This is a genomic window from Crossiella cryophila (assembly GCF_014204915.1).
Classification (GTDB): domain Bacteria; phylum Actinomycetota; class Actinomycetes; order Mycobacteriales; family Pseudonocardiaceae; genus Crossiella; species Crossiella cryophila.
The window spans coordinates 3,644,397-3,664,726 of the sequence record NZ_JACHMH010000001.1; the positions used below are offsets into that span (position 1 = coordinate 3,644,397).

The following is a 20,330-nucleotide window of genomic DNA, read 5'->3' on the forward strand; positions in this document are numbered from 1 at the left end:
TCACGCGCTGTACGGGAGTTCGGCGCGGGCGGTGCGCAGGGCGCGACCCCACCAGGCGAGCTGGTCCAGCATGAGCTTGGCCGCGCTGGCGCAGCCCTCCTGGTCGCGGTGGTTGGCCTCGGCGTCGAAGTCGGTCCACGGGCTGTGGAAGCTGACCCCGTCCCGGATGGTCACCGCGTGCAGCTCGGCGAAGACCGGGCGCAGGTGCTCGACCGCGCGCAGCCCGCCGCCGAGTCCGCCGTAGGAGACGAAGCCGACCGGCTTGGCCCGCCACTGGGTGTAGTGCCAGTCGATCAGGTTCTTCAGCGCGGCCGGGTAGCTGTGGTTGTACTCCGGCGTCAGCACCACGTACGCCTCGGCCCGCTCCAGTAACCCGGTGACCGGCGCGAGTATGGCACTGTCCTCAGTGGACAGATCGCCGCCGAGGACCACCGGCAGCGGCGTCTCGGCCAGGTCGAGGACCTCGATCTCCAGGCCGGGGTGCTGCCCGGTCTGCCGGTCGAACCAGCGCGCCACGGTCGAGCCGAACCGGCCCTGCCGGGTGCTGGCGACGATCACGGCCACGCGCAACGGAGTGTTCGACATGATGACTCCCCCAAGGATGTCCGGTCAGGTATCGTCGCCAAAGTTACAACGATCGTGGCAACAAGTACAACGCTCATTGTAAAAAACTTCCTGAGGAGTGGTGTGAGCAGCGGAAACAGCGGTCGCAAGGGGCTGGCCGAGAAGCGGCAGGCGATCATCGACGGCGCTCGGACGGTGTTCGCGCGGGACGGCTACACCCGGGCGAGCATCGACACCATCGCCAGGGAGGCCGAGGTCTCCAGCCGCACCATCTACAACCACTTCGCGGACAAGAAGGACCTGTTCCGGACGATCATCCTGGAGAGCGCGGCCCAGGTCCGCGAGGTCCTGATCGCCAACATGGCCCGGCACCTGGACAAGATCCTGGACCTGGAGGCCGACCTGCTCGCCTTCGCGCTGGACTTCACCGCGCCGATGCGTGCCTTCAACGGCCACTTCGCCCTGGTCCGGCACATCCAGGCGGAGATCGGCCACTTCCCGCCCGACCTGCTGGAAGCCTGGCGGGACACCGGCCCGCGCCCGGTCGCGGCCGAACTCGCCCGCCGCCTGGCCGGCCTGGCCGAGCGCGGTCTGCTGACCATCGAGGACCCGCAGCGGGCCGCGGTGCACTTCACCCAGCTCGCCGCGGGCGAGGTCCAGGCCAGCACCGTCTACGGCGCGCTGCCGATCAGCGAAGAGGAACTCCTGGCCAGCGTGACCGCGGGCGTCCAGGTCTTCCTGCGCGCCTACCGACCGGTCGGTGGGCAGTGAACCTGACCGAGCTGGAACAGGACGACTGGGGCCCGCCGCCCCCGGACACCACCCGGCTGATCACCCGCTGCCACGAACTGCGCCAGATCCCCCTGGACCAGCTCGCCCCCGCCGACCTGCGGCTGCTGATCGGCCAGCGCATCGGCCTGCCACACCTGATGCCGCTGGCCCTGGCCGAGTTGCGCGCCAACCCGCTCACCGAGTCCACCTTCTACCCCGGCGACCTGCTGCACGCCGTGCTCCGCGCCGGGGTGCCGCACTGGGCCGAACACCCCGGCCAGCACGCGGAGGTCGCCGCGCTGGTGCGCGCGGGGGAGTGGCCGCCGGAGCTGGCCGCCGCGATCATGGACTTCCACCGCCGCGGCCTGCTGCTCGACGTCGGCGGCGTGCTGGCCACCGAGAACTGGGACGACCTGGCCGCCCGCTTCACCCCCGAACTGACCACCGCCGAGCTGCTGGCCGCGGTCTTCGGCGGCAACGACGACACCGTGCTCATCGGCCGGATGTCCGAGGACAAGTGGTGGAACCTGGTCGGCGACCGCCTCGGCCTGCGCCCCAAACCCCTGGCCGCCCTGCGTGCCGCCGCCGACGAGGTCACCTGGAACCACCGCCTGCTCACCGCACTCGCCGAGCTGCGCGGCCCGCGCACCCGGATCGTCATCCTCAGCAACGCCTGGCCCAGCGCCCGCCGCCGCCTCAACCGCTCCGGCCACCGCGCCACCTTCGACGGCGTGGTCCTCTCCGCCGAGGCAGGCGTGGCCAAACCGCACCCGCGCAGCTACCAGGTCGTCCTGCGCACCCTCGCCCTGCCGGCGCACCAGACCCTGTTCGTCGACGACACCCCCGGCCACGTCGCCGCGGCCAGGGACCAGGGCATCGCGGGCCACCACCACACCGGCACCACAGGGACCATCGACGCCCTCACCCGGTTCGTCACCGCCGGATCAGGCAGGATGGCGCCGTGAAACGGAACCGCGCGGCGCACCACCTGGAAACCCTGGCGCAGACCTGTGCCGGGCTGATCGAGAACCCCAACCCGATCAGCCCGCTGCGCGTACGCGCGCTGTGGACGGCAGGCGAGATCCTGGACCCGTCGGCCGAACCCGAACTGATCACCGTCGCCCTGGTCGTGGACCTGCCACCCGCCGAGGTGCCCTGGCGCGGCGAACCCACCGGCGCCCAGCACTGGGCCAACCTGACCCGCCTGTCCCGCAACCCCTTCCTGCCACTGTGGCGCTCCGCGCACGCCCCGGTCTGGAACCACCACCTCATCCGCCCGGCCCTGATCTGGTCCGCCGAGACCGGCATCGCCCAGGACACCCTGACCACACTCGCCGAGGGCGACCCAGAGACGGTCCGCAGCGAGGCTCCGTCCACAGTGGACTTCCAGGCCCGGGTGGCCGAGGAGCTGGCGATCAGCCACACCGCACTGACCGCGGCCAGCGAGACCTATGAGGCCCGCCGCTGGGCGCCTGGGAAGCTGGAACCGTATGCGGACACGCTGTTCCGGGCGGGCAAGGGTTACCTGGAACTGCTCGCGGCCAGCCGGGACTGAGCCCTGACCTCACCACGCGGTGAGGAGGTCCTCGGGTGTGAGGTGGGTGACGCCTTCGGCGGTGCAGCCGCTGCGGGTGAGCGCGAACAGCGGGGTGTCCTCGTCCGCGCCGGGGAGCTGGGCGCGGTGGACGATGAGGCGGGCGAGGTCACGGTGATCGAAGGGCTTGTGCTCCAGCCACTTGATCGACCCGGCGAGAGTGATCTTCTTGGCGATGGGAGCCCGGTCGGCGCCGACGAGGTCGATCTCCGGGTCGTTGGTACGGGTCCAGTAGCCGCCGACGGCGTTGGTGCCCTCGGGCAGCCGCTCATCGGTCAGGCGCCACAGGCTTTCGCGGAGCACTGGTTCGACGGCCCTGCCACGCCAGGAGGTCCAGCCCGCCCGGATGGTGTCCAGGACCCGGTCGCCGCGGCCGCGTTCCACGGCCGGGATGCCGGGGCCGATGAAGGAGAGCCAGAAACGCAGGTAGGGGTCGTCGATCCGGTACCGGGTCTCGCGGCTGGGCCGGGTCGACAGCGGAAGGTCGGCGGCGACCATGCGGCGGCCGGTGAGCAGCTCCAGGGACCGAGTCGCCGAACCGGGGTTGAGCCCGCCCGCGGCCCGGCCGATCGAGGTGAAGGTGCGCTCACCGTGGCCGATGGCGGCAAGCACGGTTCGGGCCTGCGTCTCGGTCGGGAACTCCGCGGCCAGCGTGCGCTCCCCGCTCACCAGCAGCGCCGAGGTCGGCCTGCGTAGTGCGAGGTCCAGGTAGTCCCAGAGGCCGGCGCCCCGCGGCCATTCCTCCAGGATCAGCGGGAGCCCGCCACTGACCAGGTAGGCGTCGAAGGCCTCAGCGGCAGGCAGTTCCAGCATGAGCGCGACGTCCGCCGGGGTCAGCGGCGGCACCACCAGTTCGGTGCCACGCTGGTAGAAGGGCCGCCCGTAGGTGTTGAGCTGCTCCATCATGGCCAGGTCGGAGCCGATCAGCACCAGGAGGACCGGCAGCTTGGACAGCGTCCGGTCGAAGGCCTTCTGCAGCGCGCCCTCGAAGGTCGGGTCCTCGCGCACGAGGTAGGGCATCTCGTCCAGGACGACGATGCTGGGCGCATCGGTGGGCAGCGCGGAGGCGAGCAGGCTCAGTGCGGCGTCCCAGCTTCGCGGGGCCGGGAAGTCGGCGAAACGGTCCGCCTCCGGGAGGCTGGAACGAGCCACCTCCGTGGTGAAGCCGGCCAGATCCTCTTCCCTGGTACCCCCGACCGCGGTGAAGAAGACATGCGCGAGCCCGGTGCGCTCCACGAACTCCTCCACCAGCCGGGACTTGCCCACCCGCCGGCGCCCCCTGATCAACACCGCGCGCCCCGGTCGCCCACTGCGCCCACCGGTCCTGACCGGCACCAACAGCTCGGTCAGGAGGTCGAGTTCGCGACGTCGCCCGATGAACCCGTTCACGGCACCCACCTCCAGTACGGCGTCAGAAACTTGCATCAAAGAAACTTTCTTCAATGCAACTATAGCTGATATAGCTGATAGACCGCCACGCCGAGGTCCGCCAGGCCCCCGTGAGCCGGGACTAAGCTGGCCGGGTGCCCGACTTCGACCGCACCGACGCCGTTGCCGACGCCCAGGGCGAGCAGGTGATCATCTGGCATGTGCAGACCGGTCTGGACGACGGGATGCCCCGGCTGACCGGTGCCTGGGTGGTCGACCGGGCCGAGCCGGACAAGATCGCCGCCCTGCTGGAACGCCGTCGCTGCCTGATCACCGCGGCGGCGGCGAAAGCGTTGGCGGACCTGGACATCAGCCCCGGCCGGCGGATCGACCCGGCCGCCACCATCGCCGGGATCGCGGCCGAACGCGACCTGCTGCAGGCGGTCTACGACGCCCTGCCCGCCCCGCACACCTTCGTCGCGCCGATCTGGCCCGAACTGCCCGCCCCGCTGGACCCGGCCGACCCGCCCACCGGCAACGCGGTGCCGCCGACCGGGATCGCGCACGCGGTGGCCCGCTGGCTGGCCGGGGTCGCCGACACCTGGGAGAAGATCGAGCGCGAGCGGATCACCCGCAAGTACCTGAGCGAGTCCGACGGCCGGGACCGCCGCCTGACCCCGTTCGCGGTGCGGTAACTACAAACCCGCCTGGATCCGCCGCGCCGCCACCCCGTCCAGCAGCACCGCCAGCCCGACCTCGAAGCTCTTGCGTGCCTCCCACTCCAGGTACGGCTGCTCCCCGTGGTCCTCCGCGGGTGGTGTCTGGTCCAGCTTGCCCAGCAGTGGGAACCGTTCCCGGAAATCCGGCGCCACCGTGCCCAGCTGGGCCGAGCGCGCGTACCACCAGTCGTCGTCGGACACCCCGGTCACCGCCAGGGACTGCCGCGATTCCGCACCCGGCTGCGCCGCCCCGCGCACGTACTGGGCCAGCGCACCGGCCAGTCGCCGCACCGTCTCGGTGTCCAGGCCGGTGGCGAAGAGCAGCCGCAGCATCGTCTCCATCACGGTGAACTCGCCCGGCCCGAGCACCGGCCGCGCCTGGGACACCTGCAACACCCACGGATGCCGCAGGTAGAACTCCCAGGTGTCCTCGGCCCACGCGGTGATCGCCGCCCGCCAGCCCGCGGTCAGGTCGTATTCGGTCGGCAGTTCGGTGAGCACCCGGTCATACATGAGGTCGAGTAGTTCGTTCTTGTTCGGCACATAGGTGTAGAGCGCCATCGCGGTGCGTCCGAGCCGCTGGCCGACCGCGCGCATGGACAGCGCGGCCATGCCCTCGGCATCGGCCACCTCGATCGCCGCGGTGACCACGCCGGCCAGGTCCAGCCCCTGCTTCGGACCGGGTTTGGGCAGGTCAGCCGATGTTCCCTGCCACAGCAGCGCCATCGACCGGGCTGCGTCGCCCTGGGCCGCGTAGACCACCAACTTGCAACTCCTTACGCCATAAAGTACCGTCTCCCGGCCAACACTTTACAGCCTAAAGATCGATGGGGGTCAAGTGGCACTGCCTTCGGATGGTCGTCGTCTCGCTGCCGACAGTCACGATGTGATCGAGGTCAGAGGTGCGCGGGAGAACAACCTGGCCGATATCTCGGTCGATATTCCGAAGCGCCGGCTCACCGTGTTCACCGGGGTGTCCGGCTCTGGCAAGTCCTCGCTGGTCTTCGGCACCATCGCGGCCGAGTCCCAGCGGATGATCAACGAGACCTACAGCGCGTTCCTGCAGTCCTTCATGCCCACCCTGGGCCGCCCGGACGTCGACTCGCTGCGCAACCTGAGCGCGGCGATCGTGGTCGACCAGGAACGCATGGGCGCCAACGCCCGCTCCACCGTCGGCACCGCCACCGACGCGCACACCATGCTGCGCATCATGTTCAGCCGCCTCGGCCAGCCGCACGCGGGCACCTCCGGCGCGTTCAGCTTCAACCTGCCCGAGGGCATGTGCCCGGAGTGCGAGGGCCTCGGCCGGGCCACCGCGATCGACGTCGACGCCTTGGTGGACAAGGAGAAGTCGCTCAACGAGGGTGCGATCACCGTGCCCCAGTTCGCGGTGGACTCCTGGTACTGGAAGCTGCTGGCACTGTCCGGACTCGTCGACCCGGACGTCAAGCTCAAGGACTACACCGAACAGCAGTGGCAGGACTTCCTGCACAAGCCGGCGACCAAGATGAAGATCGCCGGGATGAACACCAACTACGAGGGTCTCGTGGTCAAGGTGCAGCGGGTGTACCTGGCCAAGGACCGGGAGGCGATGCAGCCGCACATCCGGGCCTTCGTGGACCGGGCGGTCGCCTTCACGACTTGTCCTAGTTGTAAGGGCGCGCGGCTGAACCAGGCCGCGCTGGACTCGCTGGTCAACGGTAAGAACATCGCCGAGTGCTCGGCCATGCAGATCACCGACCTGGCCGCGTTCCTGCGGTCCATCGAGGAACCCTCGGTGGCGCCGATGCTGGCCGGGCTGCTGGAGACGCTCGACTCGATGATCGGCATCGGGCTGGGCTACCTGAGCCTGGACCGGGAGTCCGGCACCCTCTCCGGTGGTGAGGCGCAGCGGGTGAAGATGGTGCGGCACCTGGGTTCCAGCCTCACCGACATCACCTACGTCTTCGACGAGCCCACCGTCGGCCTGCACCCGCACGACATCGCCCGGATGAACGAGCTGCTGTTGCTGTTGCGGGACAAGGGCAACACCGTGCTGGTGGTGGAGCACAAGCCCGAGGTCATCCAGATCGCCGACCACATCGTCGACCTCGGCCCTCGGGCCGGTTCCGGCGGCGGTCAGATCTGCTACACCGGCGACCTGGCCGGACTGCGCGCCTCCGACACCCTCACCGGCAGGCACCTGGACCACCGCGCCCAGTTGCGGGACCCGGTCCGGGAACCGAGCGGGCAGCTCACCATCAGCGGCGCGAACCTGCACAACCTGCGCGATGTCACCGTGGACGTGCCGCTGGGGGTGCTCACGGTGGTCACCGGAGTGGCGGGGTCCGGCAAGAGTTCGCTGATCCACGGTTCACTGTCCACAAGGGAGGGTGTCCGGATCGTCGACCAGGCCCCGATCCGCGGGTCCCGGCGCAGCAACCCGGCCACCTACACCGGCCTGCTGGACTCCATCCGGACCGCCTTCGCCAAGGCCAACGGGGTCAAGGCTGCCCTGTTCAGCGCCAACTCCGAGGGCGCCTGCCCGCACTGCAAGGGCCTTGGCCTGGTCTACACCGATCTGGCCATGATGGCCGGGGTGGCCTCGGTCTGCGAGCAGTGCGAGGGCCGCCGGTTCACCCCGGAGGTGCTGACCTACACCTTGCGCGGCAAGAACATCAGCGAGGTGCTGGCCATGCCGGTGACCGAGGCGCGGGACTTCTTCGCCACCGGCGCGGCGCACACCATCCTGCACCGCATGCACGAGGTCGGCCTGGGTTACCTCGGCCTCGGCCAGCCGCTGACCACGCTCTCCGGCGGGGAGCGGCAGCGGCTCAAGCTGGCCATCCACATGGGCGAGGGCGCGGCCACCTACGTGCTCGACGAGCCCACCACCGGCCTGCACCTGGCCGATGTGGACAAGCTGCTCGGCCTGCTGGACCGGTTGGTGGACAACGGGAACACCGTGGTGGTGATCGAGCACCACCAGGCCGTGATGGCGCACGCGGACTGGATCATCGACCTGGGTCCCGGCGCCGGGCACGACGGCGGGCAGGTGGTCTTCACCGGCACCCCGGCCGAGCTGGTCAAGAACGCCGACACGCTGACCGCCCGGCACCTGCGCGAGTACGTGGGGGTCTGAGCATGACCGAACCGCTCGTCGCGCACATCCGGGTCACCGAGGTCCGGCGGCTCAGCCCGCACCTGACGCGGGTGAGTTTCACCGGCCCCGGCCTGGAGAATCTGGAGATCTGGCCGGACCAGCAGCTGAAACTGTGCTTCCCGCGGCCCGGCCAGACCGAGCCGGTGCTGCCCGAACCGCAGGCCGACGGGGACGCGATGCGCTGGTACCAGGCGTATCTGGCCATCCCGGCGGCCGAGCGCGCGGTCATGCGCAGTTACACCGTGCGGGCCTACCACCCGGAGTCCGCCACCATCGATGTCGATTTTGTGTTGCACGGCAACGAGAGTGGCCCGGCCACGGCCTGGGCGGCCGGGGCGCGGGTCGGCGATGTGCTGGGCAGGTACGGTCCGGACGCGCAGTACGCCCGCCCGCTCGGCGAGTCCGACTGGCTGCTCCTCGCCGGTGACCAGACCGCCCTGCCCGCCATCGCCACCCTGCTGGCATCCCTGCCGGCGGGGAAGAAGGCGTTGGTGTACCTGGAAGTGCCGGACGCCGCCGAGGAACAACAGCTCGACTCGGCGGCCGAGATCGAGGTGCACTGGGTGCATCGCACCGGTCCGGAGGTGCTGCTGAACGCGGTGCGCGCCGCGAAGTTCCCCTCTGGCAACGGGTTCGCCTGGCTGGCGGGGGAGGCAGGCGCGGTTCGCGCGCTGCGCCGCCACCTGGTGACCGAGCGGGGAATGTCCAAGCGCGCCATCGAGTTCAGCGGCTACTGGCGGTTGAAACTCACCCAGGACGACGCGCCGACCGAGGAGGAGCTGGCCGAGATCCAGGAACGCCTCGACCCGAACGCCTTCGAGCAGTCCTACGCCGAGGGCGCCACGCCCTGGGTGATCGGCGAACCGCAGCCGGTGATGCTGGACCTGGCCGCTCGCGGGGAGTTCCGGGGTGCGGTGCTGGACGCGGGTTGCGGGGACGGCTGGCACACCATCGAGCTGACCCGCCTCGGGCACGACGTGCTCGGCGTGGACTACGCGCCGAGGGCGATCGCGCAGGCCAGGACCAACGCGATCAGGGCCCAGGTGCCAGCCCGGTTCGAGCTGGCCGACGCGCTGGACCTGGGTGAGCAGCCGCAGTACGACACGGTGCTGGACAGCGCGCTGTTCCACGTCTTCGGCAACCGGGACCGGCCTGCCTACGTCCGCAGCCTGCACCGGGTCTGCCGGCCGGGTGCGGTGGTGCACCTGCTCGCGTTGTCGGACAAGGGACCCGGCTACGGCCCGGAGATCAGCGACTCGGTGATCCGGACCGCCTTCGCCGAGGGCTGGGTGATCGAGGAGCTGATCGACAGCCAGTACCGCGGCGTGGTCGGGCGCAACGCCGACGGCGGCAATCAGCTCGGCGACCTGCCGGCCTGGCTGGCCCGGATCCGCCGGGTGTGAACCCCACCGCCGGGGTCGGGATCACCCGGCCTCGGCGGTGCCCCACCACAGGAAGTCCCGCGCCCTGGTCGCCGCGACGAGTTGCTGCCGCCCGCGCAGTTCCCGCTGCTCCTCGTCCTCCTCGGGCCGGGCGCTGAACTCGACCACCAGCACCGCCTGGAAATCCAGTCCCTTGGCCCGGTGCACCGTGCCCACCTTGACCCGGTCGTCCTCCGCACCCAGGTAATCGTCCAGGCGCAGCAACGGAATCCCGGCCGAGCGCAGCAACGCGGTGCAGCGGTCCAGATCCTTGCGCTGGAACACGATCACCGCCGTCCGGCCATGCGGGACGGACGAACCGGCCAGCGCCGTCCGCAGCGCCGCACCCAGTTCCGCCTCCGGACCCCGCCAGGACTCGATCTTGCCACCGGCGTTGGCCGACTCCACCTCGCGCAGCCCGACCCCGGCCGCCCCGTCCAGATCGTCCACCTGGTTGGTCGCGTCGAACCGCTGCGCGAACCCCAGCACCTTGGCCCGGTTGCGGTAGTTCACCCGCAGGATCTCGCCGCGCCCCTGCACCGGGATGCCCGCGTCGGAGAGCCGCCAGCCACCCGGGTACACCTGCTGCTGCCCGTCGCCGACCAGCAGCAACCGGTTCGGCCCGTCCCCGGCCAGCTCCCGCAACAGCCGCAGCCCCATCAGCGTGATGTCCTGCACCTCGTCCACCACCACCGCGGCGTAGGGCCGCTGCGGTGGTTCCCGGCGCAGTTCGGCCAGGGCGAGCGCGATCAGGTCGTTGTGGTCGTGCAGCCCGCGCTCGGCCAGATTGCGCTGGTAGCTCTGGAACAACGCCCACACCAGTTCCCGCTGCGCGCCGTCCAGCCGCCGCACCCGCCCGCGCCGCGGCGTCCGCTGGTACTCGGCCAGGCTGCTCACGCCCCGGCCCTGGATCACCCGATCGATTTCGGTCCGCCAGTAGCCGACGTCCTCGATGTCCTGCAACGTCAACCGGTGCGCCACCCAGGCCCGGCTGAACGCGGTCTCCGCCGAACTCGACCGCACCAGCACCTCATGCCCGCGTGCCCGCAGGAACTCCCGCGCCCAGGCGTGCAGGTTGGTGAACTCCACCCGCTCCACCAGCTCCGGCGCGAGCCGGGCGAAGGAAGCCTTGTGCACCAACGGAAGTGTGCGCACGAAGGTGGTGAACAGCAGTGGTCCGGTGCTGCGCCGGGCCAGGAACCGCAACCGGTGCAAGGCCACCACGGTCTTGCCGGTGCCGGCCGGCCCGCTGATCCGGGCCGGTCCGCTGTAGTTCCGGACCGCCACCGCCTGCTGCTGCGGGTGCAGGAAGGTCAGCCAGCTCTCGAACGGCCGCAACTGCGCCGCCCCCACCTGATCCTCGGTGACCTCCGCCAGTCCCAGCAACCCCTCACCGGCGGAAGCCTTCTCCGGCACGGAAACCCGCAGGTCCAGGTACGCCGGCAACCGCTCGACCAGTTGCCCCGCAACGGAATCGACCAGCGCCCGGTCCAGATGCGCGGCGTCCCGCCGGAACAACTCCGGCACCTGGGCCTCGGTCAGCACCCAGCCCAGCCGCCGTTCCCGCGGCGGCCCCGCGTCGCCGCCCAGCACCACCGCCAGGTGCACCGCACTGCGCGCCAGCACCTGCCCGCGCGGCCCCGCGATCCCGGCGCACGCCTGCTCGGCGTGGATGACGACCTGCCCCAGCTCCGCGTCCTCCGGCACCCGCTCCCTGACCAGCACCGCGAACACCCCACGAGCCGCCACCAGGAACGCCACCGGCTGCCCCGCGACAGGTTCCGGCCGTACCAGCAACCGGGCCCCACTCGCGGTCCTGGCCAGCAACGCGGTCAGCACCCGCCGGGTGACCGCGTCCAGCCCAGGAGCCCGCTCCGCCAGCACAACCCCCGCCCGGCGCGCCACCTCACGCTCCGCATGCGCACTCGTCCCCACCCACAACCCCCTGGTTAGCCTGCCCCCAACCTAGGACCAGGAATGCCCGCGAACTCCCGCGAACCCGGGATTCACCCGGATGCCCCCGCCACCGCCTCCTGCAACCCCTTGAGCGCCAACCGATCCGCCCGCTCGTTCTCCGGATGCCCCGCGTGCCCCTTCACCCAGAACCACTCCACCCGTTGATGCCGGGCCGCGGCCGCCCCCAGTCGTTGCCACAGATCCACGTTCTTCACCGGCTGCTTGTTCGACCCGATCCAGCCGTTCTTCTCCCACTTGGCCATCCACGAGGTGATGCCATTGCGCACATAGGTGCTGTCGGTGTGGATATGCACCACGGACGGCCGGGTAAGCCCTTCCAGCGCACTGATCGGCGCCATCAACTCCATCCGGTTGTTCGTGGTAACCCCCGGCTCGCCCCCGCAGATCTCCTTCTCGTGGCGCCCATAACGCAACACCGCCCCCCACCCGCCGGGCCCGGGATTGGGAATGCAGGCCCCATCGGTGTAAATCTCCACCACGTTCTCGACGTCCACACGCGGACGATACCCGCGCGCGTCACCGCCACTTCCACCGCGCACTCCCCGGAATGAACACCCCACACCCCGGACAAACCACCTCCACCGCCCGCCCCGCCCCACACACCACGCACTCCCGCCCCCACACCGACCCGTCCCGATGCCCGTCGATCACCCGCGCCACCACCCGCGCCATCGACTCCACCGGCCGCAGATCAGGATCAGGGCAGTAAACCTCGAACCGCCTGGTCAACCACACATCCCCGGTGGCCAGCACCCGCCGCCCCAGCGCCTTCTCGGCCAGCCGCCGCTCCGCGAACTCCGCCACCACCGGCAACCACACCGCCCGCGCCGCCCGCAGTTCCCGCACCGCCCGCCCCAGCGATTCGAGATCATCCTCCAACCGCCGCGGAATCCGCGCCCAGGTGATCACATGCCGCCAGGTCGCGTGATGGCCGTACACCGGGAACGCCTTCACGCAGTCCCGCAATGCGAGCAGCCGCTGCCGCACCGGCAACGCCGCGTCCTCGGCCTGACGCGACCGCTCGGGAAAACTGCTCACGGCTCGACGATAACCACCGGGGCTTGATCTCCGTAGCGAAATTGACCCGCCGCCGGGATCACTGGATCGGGTGGCTGCGGTAGCGGACCGACCTCGGACGGCGACGAGAGCCACCGACGTGCGAACTCCGGTTCCGAAGGGTTCAGAATGACGCGACGGCTCATGCTGCCCATCCTGCTGCTGCCATTCCTCGCCGCCTGTGGCGCCGGTGCGCCCGGACCCCAGCCGACCACCGCCGCCACCTCGACCTCCGCTGCCGCGACCAGCGTCGCGGCCACTCGGTACTGGCATTCGTCCACACCCCGGTGGGCATTTCCCCGGAACCGGAAGCCCACCTCATCGGACCCTGACCCGCATCACCCCGACTCCTCCGTCATCCCCGCCTCATAAGCCAGCAACGTCCGCACGAACACCCCCCGCTCCGCCGCGCTCAACGGCCCCAGCGCCCCCCGCCACGCCTCCGCCCCCCGAGCCAGCCAAGCGCTGATCCCCGCCCGGCTCCCCGCGCTGATCGTGATGATCCGCCGCCGCCGATCCCCCTCGTCCTCCCGCCGCTCCAGCACCCCCTTCCGGCTCAGCTCGCCGACCATCAGGCTCACCGTCGTCGGCGCCACCTCCAGTCGCGCGGCCAGCTCGTTCACCGTCAGCGCGCCGTCGAACAGCAGGTGCGAGAGCAGGGACAGGTGGCGGGGGGCGAGCGCCAGGGACTGGATTTCCGGGGGGACCGGGATGCGTTTGGCGCGGCCGACCAGGCGGGGCATCAGCACCAGCAGTTCGCGGATGCCGTCCTCGACGGTCAGTTCGGTGGGTCGCTCGTCCCCGGTTGACATGCGGCGCGCTCCCGATAGTGTTTGTAGTCAAAGATACTTTGCTTGCAAAGCAAAGGTGTGTCAGTGGGAATGCTATCGGGAGGGACGTCATGCCTCACTTCGCCGTGCGCGTGCTGGAGGAGAGCCTGGACCGGCGGGTCGAGTCGGGGCTGATCACCGAGCTGACCGAGGCGGTGGTCCGGGTTTACGGGGAGCGGGCGCGGGAACTGGTCGTGGTGGAGTTGCTCGGGGTGCCGCGGCGGCGATGGGCGGTGGGTGGCGCGGTGGTGCGCGGGAATCCGGTCGAGGTCGTGCTGCACATGCGGGAGCACGCGTTGCGGCTGCCGGATATCGGGGACCTGCCCGCGCGGTTGATCTCCGCGATCACCGACGGGGTGGTGGCGGTGCTCGGCGAGGCGGCCAGGGCCGGGGTGGGGGTGCGGGTGGCGGGGGTGCCCGCCGGGCGGTCCGGGGTCGGCGGAGTGGTTGTTTAGGCCGAGGTCGAAGTTTTTCCGGTGGGACGGTTCCATTTGGCGGTAATTCCGATGAGCGGCCCGCCCTAATGGGCAGTTGACAAGCTTGACACTTGGCGGCGCCCCGTTCATGGCCGAGGCTGGTAGCCCTGTCGCCCAGCGGACCAGGGGGTGCCGAATGAGGTCGATGAAACTGAATTCCGCCGACTGGAGCAATGAATGACTCCGGGGCTGAACGCGGCGAAGTTCGTGGTGCGGGAAAAGGAGCTGGAACAGGCCCTCGGCGCTTTGCTGGCGGGCCGGGGGATGGTGATCGTCGGCCCGGTCGGGGTCGGCCGGACCGCGTTCCTCGCGGCGGTGGCCGCGCGGCTCAACGCCAGCCGGTACGCGGTGGTGTGGACCTCGGCCACCGAGGCCAGCCGTGAGCTGCCGTTCGGGGCGTTCACCGGACTGCTCGGCGTGACCGAGCAGGTGTCCCAGGGCGGGCTGGTCGGCGCGTTGCTGCGGCGGGCCGAGGGGCGCACGCCGGTGCTGGTCATCGACGACGCGCACTACCTCGACCCGGCCTCGGCCGCGCTCGCCCTCGGCCTCGCGCACGAGCGGGAGGTGCGGCTGCTGATCACCGCCCGCCCGGACGCGCCCATGCCGGACGCCGTCGTGGCCCTCTGGAAAGACCGCTACCTGCGCAGACTCGATCTGGAACCGTTCGGCCTCGACGGCACCACCCGGCTGGTGCGCGCGCTGCTGGACGGGGTGGCCGCCGGACCCACCGTGCGCCTGCTGCACGGCTGGACCGGCGGCAATCCGCTGTTCCTCACCGAACTCGTCCGGCACGCGCTGGCCACCGGCCGCCTGGTCACCGAGGGCGGACTGTGGTGGTGGCGCGGCGCGCTGAGCGTGCCGCCGCGGCTGGCCGAACTCTTCGACGGCTGGCTGCGCGGCCTGGACCACGCCCAGCGGGACGCGCTGGCCGCCGTCGCGCTCGGCGAGCCACTGCCACTGGCCCTGCTGGACGCGGTCGCGCCCGGCGTGGTGGAAAGCCTGGAGGAGCGCGGACTGCTGCGCAGCGCGGACGGCGACGGCCGGATCGTGGTGCGCCCCGCGCAACGCATGCTCGGCGCCGCCCTGCGGCACCGGCTGCCCGGACTGCGCCGGCGCAGGCTGTGCGCCGAACTGCTCACCGCCGGCGCGGACGCGGTGGACCCGGTGCAGCGGGCCCGCTGGCAACTCGACGCCGACCACCCGCCCGAACCCGGCACCCTGCTCCGCGCGGCCGCGCTGACCTGTCGGCACGACCCGGAACTGGCCGCCAGGCTGGCCCGCCGGGCCCTGGAACGCACCGACCTGGCCGCGCCCGTGCTGGCCGCCGCCCTGGTCGAACTCGGCGACCCCGACCAGGCCCGCCAGGTGCTGCGCAACGCCGGACCGCGGGCCCGGCTCGCGCTGGCCGCGCACCGCTGCTGGGCCGAACGCGATCCATCGGGCGCGCACGCCGACCTGAGCGCCCTGCCCGGAGCGGCCGCCGCCGGACTCGACGCGCTGGTCCTGCTCTTCGCCGGCCGCACCGCCGAGGCCGAGCAGACCGCGGCCGAAGCCCTGCGCGCGCACGGTCCCGGACTCGCCTCGGCCCGGCTGGCACACCTGCTCGCCCGGGTACTGGCCGGGCGGACCGCCGCGGCCGCCGCCGTCGCCCCGCGGACCGGGGACGAGCTGGCCGGGTACGCGCTGGCCCGGTTGTGGCGCGGCGAGGACGTCCGGCTGCCGCTGGGCGATCTGGCCTTCGGCAGGCTGCCGCACGCACCCGGCAGCGCGGCCGCCCGGCACATCGCCGAGGCCGGGCTGCCCGACACCGAATGGTCCCTGCTCAGCGGCTACGCGCACACCCTGGCCGGGGAACCGGACCTGGCGGTGGCCCGGCTGCGGGAGGCCGTGGTCCAGCAGAACGGCGGCCACCGGCTCTTCCGCACCGAGGCGGCCTCCTGGCTGGCCATGGCCCTGCTCGCCCAGCGCAGACCGGCCGACGCCGCGGCCGTGCTCGCCGCGCACCCACCCGATGCCATCGCCCTGCTGCCCGGCCTGTCCGACCAGGCCACCGGCGCCCTCGCCGCCGCCCGCGGCGACCTGCCCGGCGCCCTCGCCGCCTACAGCTCGGCCGCCGCGACCGCCCGGTCGGCGGGCGCGCACACCCTGGAACTGACCGCGCTGACCGAACTGCGCTGGCTCGCCCCCGGCGCCTCGCCCGACCGGCTGGCCGCCCTGCTGACCAGCGTCGACGCTCCGAGACTGGCCGCGGAGGCGGCCGCCGCATTGGCGGTGAGCCGGGGCGATCCGGGCGAACTGCTCGAGCACGCCGCCCACCTGGAGAAACTCGGCCTGACCGACCGGGCCGCCCGCCTGGCCGAGGCCGCCTCCAGCACCGGCGGCGACCGCAGGGGAGAAGCGGTGCTGCTGGTCAGCAGACTGCGCGGGCACGCGGCGGTGGCCGTCACCGGCTCGGTCGCACTCACCCCGAGGGAGATGGAGATCGCCGCGCTGGCCGCGGACGGCCGCTCCGACCGCGAGGTGGCCAGGGCGCTCGGCCTTTCCGTGCGCACGGTGCAGAGCCACCTGGCCCGGATCTACCGCAAACTCGGCGTGCACTCACGCCGTGACCTGCCGTTCCGCCGCTGACGGCGGACCGTCCACATAGGCCGCGGCGTGCAGCGCGTACATGTCCGCGTAGTGCCCGCCCTCGGCCAGCAGGCCGGCGTGGGTCCCGGTCTCGGTGACCCGCCCGTCCCGCAGCACCACGATCAGATCGGCCTGGCGCACCGTGCTGAACCGGTGCGAGACGACCACCGTGATCGGACTGTCCGGGCCGCGATCGGCCAGGTAGCGGCGCAGCAGTTCGGCCTCGCTGTCCGGGTCCAGCCCGGCGGCCGGCTCGTCCAGCAGCACCAGCGCGGGCGCCGTGCGCATCCGCGCCCTGGCCAGCGCGAGCTTCTGCCACTGCCCGCCGGACAACTCGGTGCCCTCGGGGTGGGTCTTGCCGAGCTGGGTGTCCAGCCCGGCGGGCAGCGTGGCCACCACCCCGTCCGCACCCCCGGCGACCAGCGCGGCGCGTACCGCGGTCTCGTCGTCCAGGCTGGTCAGCTCGCCGACGCCGACGCTCTGCCTGACGAACAGCTCGAACCGGCAGAAGTCCTGGAAACACGCGGTCACCCTGCCCTGCCACACCGCCGGATCCACCTCGGCCAGGTCCTGCCCGGCGAAGCTGATCACCCCGTGCGAGGGGGCGTGCAACCCGGCCAGCAACGCGACCAGGGTCGACTTGCCCGCGCCGTTGTCGCCAACCACGGCCACCGTCGACCCGGCGGGCAACCGCAGGTCCACCGAGGTCAGCGCGGGGGAGGACTGGCCGGGGTACTGGAACCCGACCCCGCTCAGCACCAGGTCACCACGCTCCGGCACCGCGGCGGCCCCACCGGTACTGGTGTCCTTGGGATGATCGGCGAGCTTCACGAACAGCCCGATCGTGTGCAGCGAGCGCCGCAGCCAGCCGAGCAGCCAGCTCAGCCCGGTGGTCGCGCCGACCAGCCTGGTCGCCAGCAACACCACCAGCACCGCGGCCCCGGCCGAGGCCGTGCCCTCGAACACCGACCGCGCCAGCAGGTACAACCCGGTCAGCAACGCCCCGGCGAAGATCAACCAGCCGCCCGCCACCGCCAGCGCGCCCTTGAGCCGGGCCGTCTCCCTCGGTCCGCTGGCCTCGGCGAAGGCCGCCGCGTGCCGCGCCGCGAACTCCCCGCCCAGCCGGTACAGCCGCAGCTCCCTGGCCGCCGCCGCGTCGGTGGCCAGCGCGAACAGGCTCAACCGCCGCCGGTCCGCGGCAGCCCCGGCTTGCTCGGCCTCGTTGACCAGCTTGGCCTGCCAGCGGTTGGCCTGCGCCAGCGGCAGCACGAACAGCGGCAGCAACGCCAGCAGCGGATGCGCGAAGGTCAGCACCACCGCCGCGGCCAGGAACCTGGCCAGCAGGTTCGCGTTCTCCACCAGCGCGGCGAAGGCGATGCTGAACTCACCGCGGCGCTGCCGGAGCAGCTCGGCGGTGTCCAGGAAGTCCGGGTCCTGGAAGTGCCCGATCCGCCCAGGTCCGGCGCACACCGTCATCAGCCGCCGGTCCAGCTCCAGGCCGATCCGCTGCTGCAGGGTCTGCCGCAGGTCGGTGCTGATCGCGGCCCACTGGTGCACCGCGACGGTGACCCCGGCCAGCAGCACCCCACCCCAGACGGCCAGTCCCCAGGACCGGCCGGCCGCCCCGTCGATCAGCCACTGCAGGCCGATCGCCTGCGCCGCGGCGACCATGTTGAGCAGTGGGGACAGGATCAGCACCAGCAATGCCCTCGGCCGGTCCACCCGCAACGCGGTCCCGACCAGCAGGCGGATCGCGGCGAAGCTGCTACGCATGCCCATTCCCTTCGGCGGCGGCGAACGGCGCGGACTGCACGCGGAACATCCGCGCGTACCGCCCGTCGGCGGCCAGTAGCTCCGCATGGGTGCCGTACTCGCTGACCCGCCCGTCCCGCAGCACCGCGATGCGGTCGGCCAGCCGGACGGTGGCGAAGCGGTGCGACACCAGGATCGTGGTGATGTCCTGGGTGATCTCCAGGAACCGGGCGTACAGGTCGTGCTCTGCGCGCACGTCGAGTTGCGCGGTCGGTTCGTCCAGCACCAGCACGCCTGCGCCGTGCCGCACCGCGTACAGCGCGCGGCTCAGCGCCAGCCGCTGCCACTGCCCGCCGGAGAGGTCGGCGCCCTCGGCGAACTCCCCGCTCAGCGGGGTGTCCCAGCCCTTCGGCAGCTCGGCCTCGATGCCGAGGAACCCGCCCAGCCGGGCCGCGGTGATCAGCTCCGCCTCCCGGACCGGCGTCTCCACCGCGCCGAAGCCGATGTTGTCGCGCACCGGCAGCGGGTAGCGGACGAAGTCCTGGAACACCACCGCGAGCCTGCGCCGCCAGTCGGTGAGGTCGTATTCGGCCAGGTCGTGGCCGTCGATCAGGATGCGGCCGCCATCCGGCCGGTACAGCCCGGCGAGCAGTTTGGCGATGGTGGACTTGCCGGCGCCGTTGTCGCCGACGATGGCCAGCGAGGAACCCGCGGGCAGCACCAGGTCCAGCTCGTCCAGCACCGGCCGGGTATCGCCGGGATAGCGGAAACTCACCCGCTCGAACCGGATCTCCTGGCGCGGCAGGCCCTCCACCAGTCGCGGGAGGGCGGGTGCCGGGATGTCATCGGTCAGCGCGCCGACGGTGCGCGCGGCCGGGATCGCCGCGCTCGCGGTGTGCAGTGTCCACTGGAGATCACCGGCGAAACCCAGCGCGAACAGGCCGAGCATCGCCTGCAGCGCCACCGCCAGCCGCTCAGGGGACAGCTCGCCGGCCGCGGCCCAGAAGGCCAGCGGTCCGATCACCGCGGCGTGCCCGATCAGCAGTAACAGGATCGCCGCGCTGTGCTTGCCCTTGTTGATCGAGGTGCGGCGCAGTTCGGTCATCCCGGCCCACCAGCTCCTGGTGAACCCCGCCACCAGCCAGGAGTGCAGGCCGAAGAGCCGCACCTCCTTGGCCGCGGCCGGGGTGATCGCCAGATCGCGCAGGTAGGCGGCCTGCCGGAGCTGGGCCACCTCACCGGAATGCGCCGAGACCGAACGCCGGATCTCCAGCTCCTGCCAGTGCCCGGTGAGCATCCAGGCCGCGCCCAGGACCAGCGGCATCCACCAGGCCCCGGCCCAGCCGAGCAGCACCGCGGCGGCGATCCCGCTGAGCCGCAACGGGATCAGCCCGGCCAGCGCGGCCACCGCCTCGCGCGGCGGGAAGCTGCCGACGCCGATCGCGCGCGCCTGCTCGATGGCATCGGCCACCTTCGGGTCGTCCAGGTGCGCGATGCCGCGCGGCCGCAACGCGCCCTCGATGGTGCGCTGCGCGGTGGCCGCGTCCACCGCCGTGCCCAGCCGCGCGGTGACCATGGACCGGATCGGGTCCAGCACCACGTCCAGCACCAGCGAGGCGGCCAGCAGGGCGAGCCCGGCGAAGATCGCGGCCTCCACCCCGGTGAGCGCGGCGACCAGGCGCCCGGCGGCCAGCGGCAACAGCACGGCGCCCAGCACCTGACCGAGAATCAGGACGAACAGGACAAAGGTCAGCGTGCCCGCGATCCGCGGCAACTGGCGGAGGAGCAACAACGCCCCGTTGGGGCTGCTGGTGGTGGCAGGCACGCGACTGGCCGTCCTTTCACGCGGGTGAGAAAAAGGAGAGCGGCGGCCGCTCGCGAACGGAGCGGCCACCGCTTTCGCCTGGTCAGCGACCCAGGCCGGTGGGGGGGTAAGCCATCGGAATCACCTCCTCCGGATTTGGCCGAATCCGCCTCGGGGGCCGATCCGGTCGCCGCTGACGCTAATCGGCGGCAACCCGGGACCGAATCC

The 20,330-nt window shown here is 71.8% G+C and carries 17 protein-coding genes; 8 read left to right on the plus strand and 9 right to left on the minus strand.

Annotated features, from left to right (window positions below; translation table 11 throughout):
• The gene (locus HNR67_RS16455; protein ID WP_185003074.1) at nucleotides 1-585 is read right to left on the minus strand and encodes an NADPH-dependent FMN reductase; all 585 of its coding nucleotides are present in this window, start codon (nucleotides 583-585) and stop codon (nucleotides 1-3) included.
• A 102-nt stretch (nucleotides 586-687) separates the two neighbouring features.
• Here HNR67_RS16455 and HNR67_RS16460 point away from each other — a divergent pair, with 102 nt between their 5' ends.
• Genes HNR67_RS16460 through HNR67_RS16470 form a run of 3 tightly spaced genes read left to right on the plus strand, consistent with a single transcriptional unit; the run spans nucleotide 688 to nucleotide 2,890 of the window.
• The gene (locus HNR67_RS16460; RefSeq protein WP_312987397.1) at nucleotides 688-1,335 is read left to right on the plus strand and encodes a TetR/AcrR family transcriptional regulator; all 648 of its coding nucleotides are present in this window, start codon (nucleotides 688-690) and stop codon (nucleotides 1,333-1,335) included.
• A complete protein-coding gene (locus HNR67_RS16465) occupies nucleotides 1,332-2,300 on the plus strand; it encodes a contact-dependent growth inhibition system immunity protein (RefSeq protein ID WP_185003076.1) in 969 nt (322 codons plus the stop codon). Before HNR67_RS16460 ends, HNR67_RS16465 begins: the two co-directional genes overlap by 4 nt.
• Nucleotides 2,297-2,890, plus strand: a complete 594-nt coding sequence (locus tag HNR67_RS16470; protein ID WP_185003078.1) for a DUF7711 family protein — start codon at nucleotides 2,297-2,299, stop codon at nucleotides 2,888-2,890. Before HNR67_RS16465 ends, HNR67_RS16470 begins: the two co-directional genes overlap by 4 nt.
• Before the next feature lie 9 nt (nucleotides 2,891-2,899).
• Here HNR67_RS16470 and HNR67_RS16475 read toward each other — a convergent pair whose 3' ends face one another.
• Nucleotides 2,900-4,318 carry an ATP-binding protein gene (locus tag HNR67_RS16475; RefSeq protein ID WP_185003079.1) on the minus strand — a complete coding sequence of 473 codons (1,419 nt, stop codon included), beginning with the start codon at nucleotides 4,316-4,318 and terminating at the stop codon, nucleotides 2,900-2,902.
• Nucleotides 4,319-4,452: 134 nt separating this feature from the next.
• Between HNR67_RS16475 and HNR67_RS16480 the strand changes: the two genes are divergently transcribed.
• On the plus strand, nucleotides 4,453-4,992 hold the full coding sequence (locus HNR67_RS16480; RefSeq protein WP_185003081.1) for a hypothetical protein: 540 nt from the start codon (nucleotides 4,453-4,455) through the stop codon (nucleotides 4,990-4,992).
• On the opposite strand, the gene HNR67_RS16485 is transcribed toward HNR67_RS16480, so the two are convergent.
• Nucleotides 4,993-5,781 carry a TetR/AcrR family transcriptional regulator gene (locus tag HNR67_RS16485; protein WP_185003082.1) on the minus strand — a complete coding sequence of 263 codons (789 nt, stop codon included), beginning with the start codon at nucleotides 5,779-5,781 and terminating at the stop codon, nucleotides 4,993-4,995.
• Nucleotides 5,782-5,902: 121 nt separating this feature from the next.
• Between HNR67_RS16485 and HNR67_RS16490 the strand changes: the two genes are divergently transcribed.
• Complete coding sequence (locus HNR67_RS16490; RefSeq protein ID WP_312987401.1) at nucleotides 5,903-8,137, plus strand: excinuclease ABC subunit UvrA; 2,235 nt, start codon at nucleotides 5,903-5,905, stop codon at nucleotides 8,135-8,137.
• A 2-nt stretch (nucleotides 8,138-8,139) separates the two neighbouring features.
• Nucleotides 8,140-9,561, plus strand: coding sequence for an SIP domain-containing protein (locus HNR67_RS16495; protein WP_185003084.1), 1,422 nt, complete (start codon nucleotides 8,140-8,142; stop codon nucleotides 9,559-9,561).
• 21 nt (nucleotides 9,562-9,582) lie between these two features.
• Here HNR67_RS16495 and HNR67_RS16500 read toward each other — a convergent pair whose 3' ends face one another.
• The 4 genes from HNR67_RS16500 to HNR67_RS16515 form a co-directional block, all read right to left on the minus strand.
• Nucleotides 9,583-11,484 carry a UvrD-helicase domain-containing protein gene (locus tag HNR67_RS16500; RefSeq protein WP_312987404.1) on the minus strand — a complete coding sequence of 634 codons (1,902 nt, stop codon included), beginning with the start codon at nucleotides 11,482-11,484 and terminating at the stop codon, nucleotides 9,583-9,585.
• A 101-nt stretch (nucleotides 11,485-11,585) separates the two neighbouring features.
• Nucleotides 11,586-12,050 carry a ribonuclease HI gene (gene rnhA, locus HNR67_RS16505; protein ID WP_185003088.1) on the minus strand — a complete coding sequence of 155 codons (465 nt, stop codon included), beginning with the start codon at nucleotides 12,048-12,050 and terminating at the stop codon, nucleotides 11,586-11,588.
• Nucleotides 12,051-12,072: 22 nt separating this feature from the next.
• Nucleotides 12,073-12,594: a hypothetical protein gene (locus HNR67_RS16510; protein ID WP_185003090.1), complete on the minus strand. Its 522-nt coding sequence runs from the start codon at nucleotides 12,592-12,594 to the stop codon at nucleotides 12,073-12,075.
• Nucleotides 12,595-12,950: 356 nt separating this feature from the next.
• The gene (locus HNR67_RS16515; RefSeq protein ID WP_185003092.1) at nucleotides 12,951-13,424 is read right to left on the minus strand and encodes a MarR family transcriptional regulator; all 474 of its coding nucleotides are present in this window, start codon (nucleotides 13,422-13,424) and stop codon (nucleotides 12,951-12,953) included.
• A gap of 89 nt (nucleotides 13,425-13,513) precedes the next feature.
• Between HNR67_RS16515 and HNR67_RS16520 the strand changes: the two genes are divergently transcribed.
• The gene (locus HNR67_RS16520; protein WP_185003094.1) at nucleotides 13,514-13,897 is read left to right on the plus strand and encodes a tautomerase family protein; all 384 of its coding nucleotides are present in this window, start codon (nucleotides 13,514-13,516) and stop codon (nucleotides 13,895-13,897) included.
• Between the two features lie 198 nt (nucleotides 13,898-14,095).
• Nucleotides 14,096-16,546 carry a LuxR C-terminal-related transcriptional regulator gene (locus HNR67_RS16525; RefSeq protein WP_185003095.1) on the plus strand — a complete coding sequence of 817 codons (2,451 nt, stop codon included), beginning with the start codon at nucleotides 14,096-14,098 and terminating at the stop codon, nucleotides 16,544-16,546.
• On the opposite strand, the gene HNR67_RS16530 is transcribed toward HNR67_RS16525, so the two are convergent.
• Nucleotides 16,517-18,319 carry an ATP-binding cassette domain-containing protein gene (locus HNR67_RS16530; protein WP_185003097.1) on the minus strand — a complete coding sequence of 601 codons (1,803 nt, stop codon included), beginning with the start codon at nucleotides 18,317-18,319 and terminating at the stop codon, nucleotides 16,517-16,519. The genes HNR67_RS16525 and HNR67_RS16530 overlap by 30 nt on opposite strands.
• Nucleotides 18,312-20,123: an ABC transporter ATP-binding protein gene (locus HNR67_RS46245; protein WP_185003099.1), complete on the minus strand. Its 1,812-nt coding sequence runs from the start codon at nucleotides 20,121-20,123 to the stop codon at nucleotides 18,312-18,314. Before HNR67_RS46245 ends, HNR67_RS16530 begins: the two co-directional genes overlap by 8 nt.
• Between the last annotated feature and the right edge of the window lie 207 nt (nucleotides 20,124-20,330).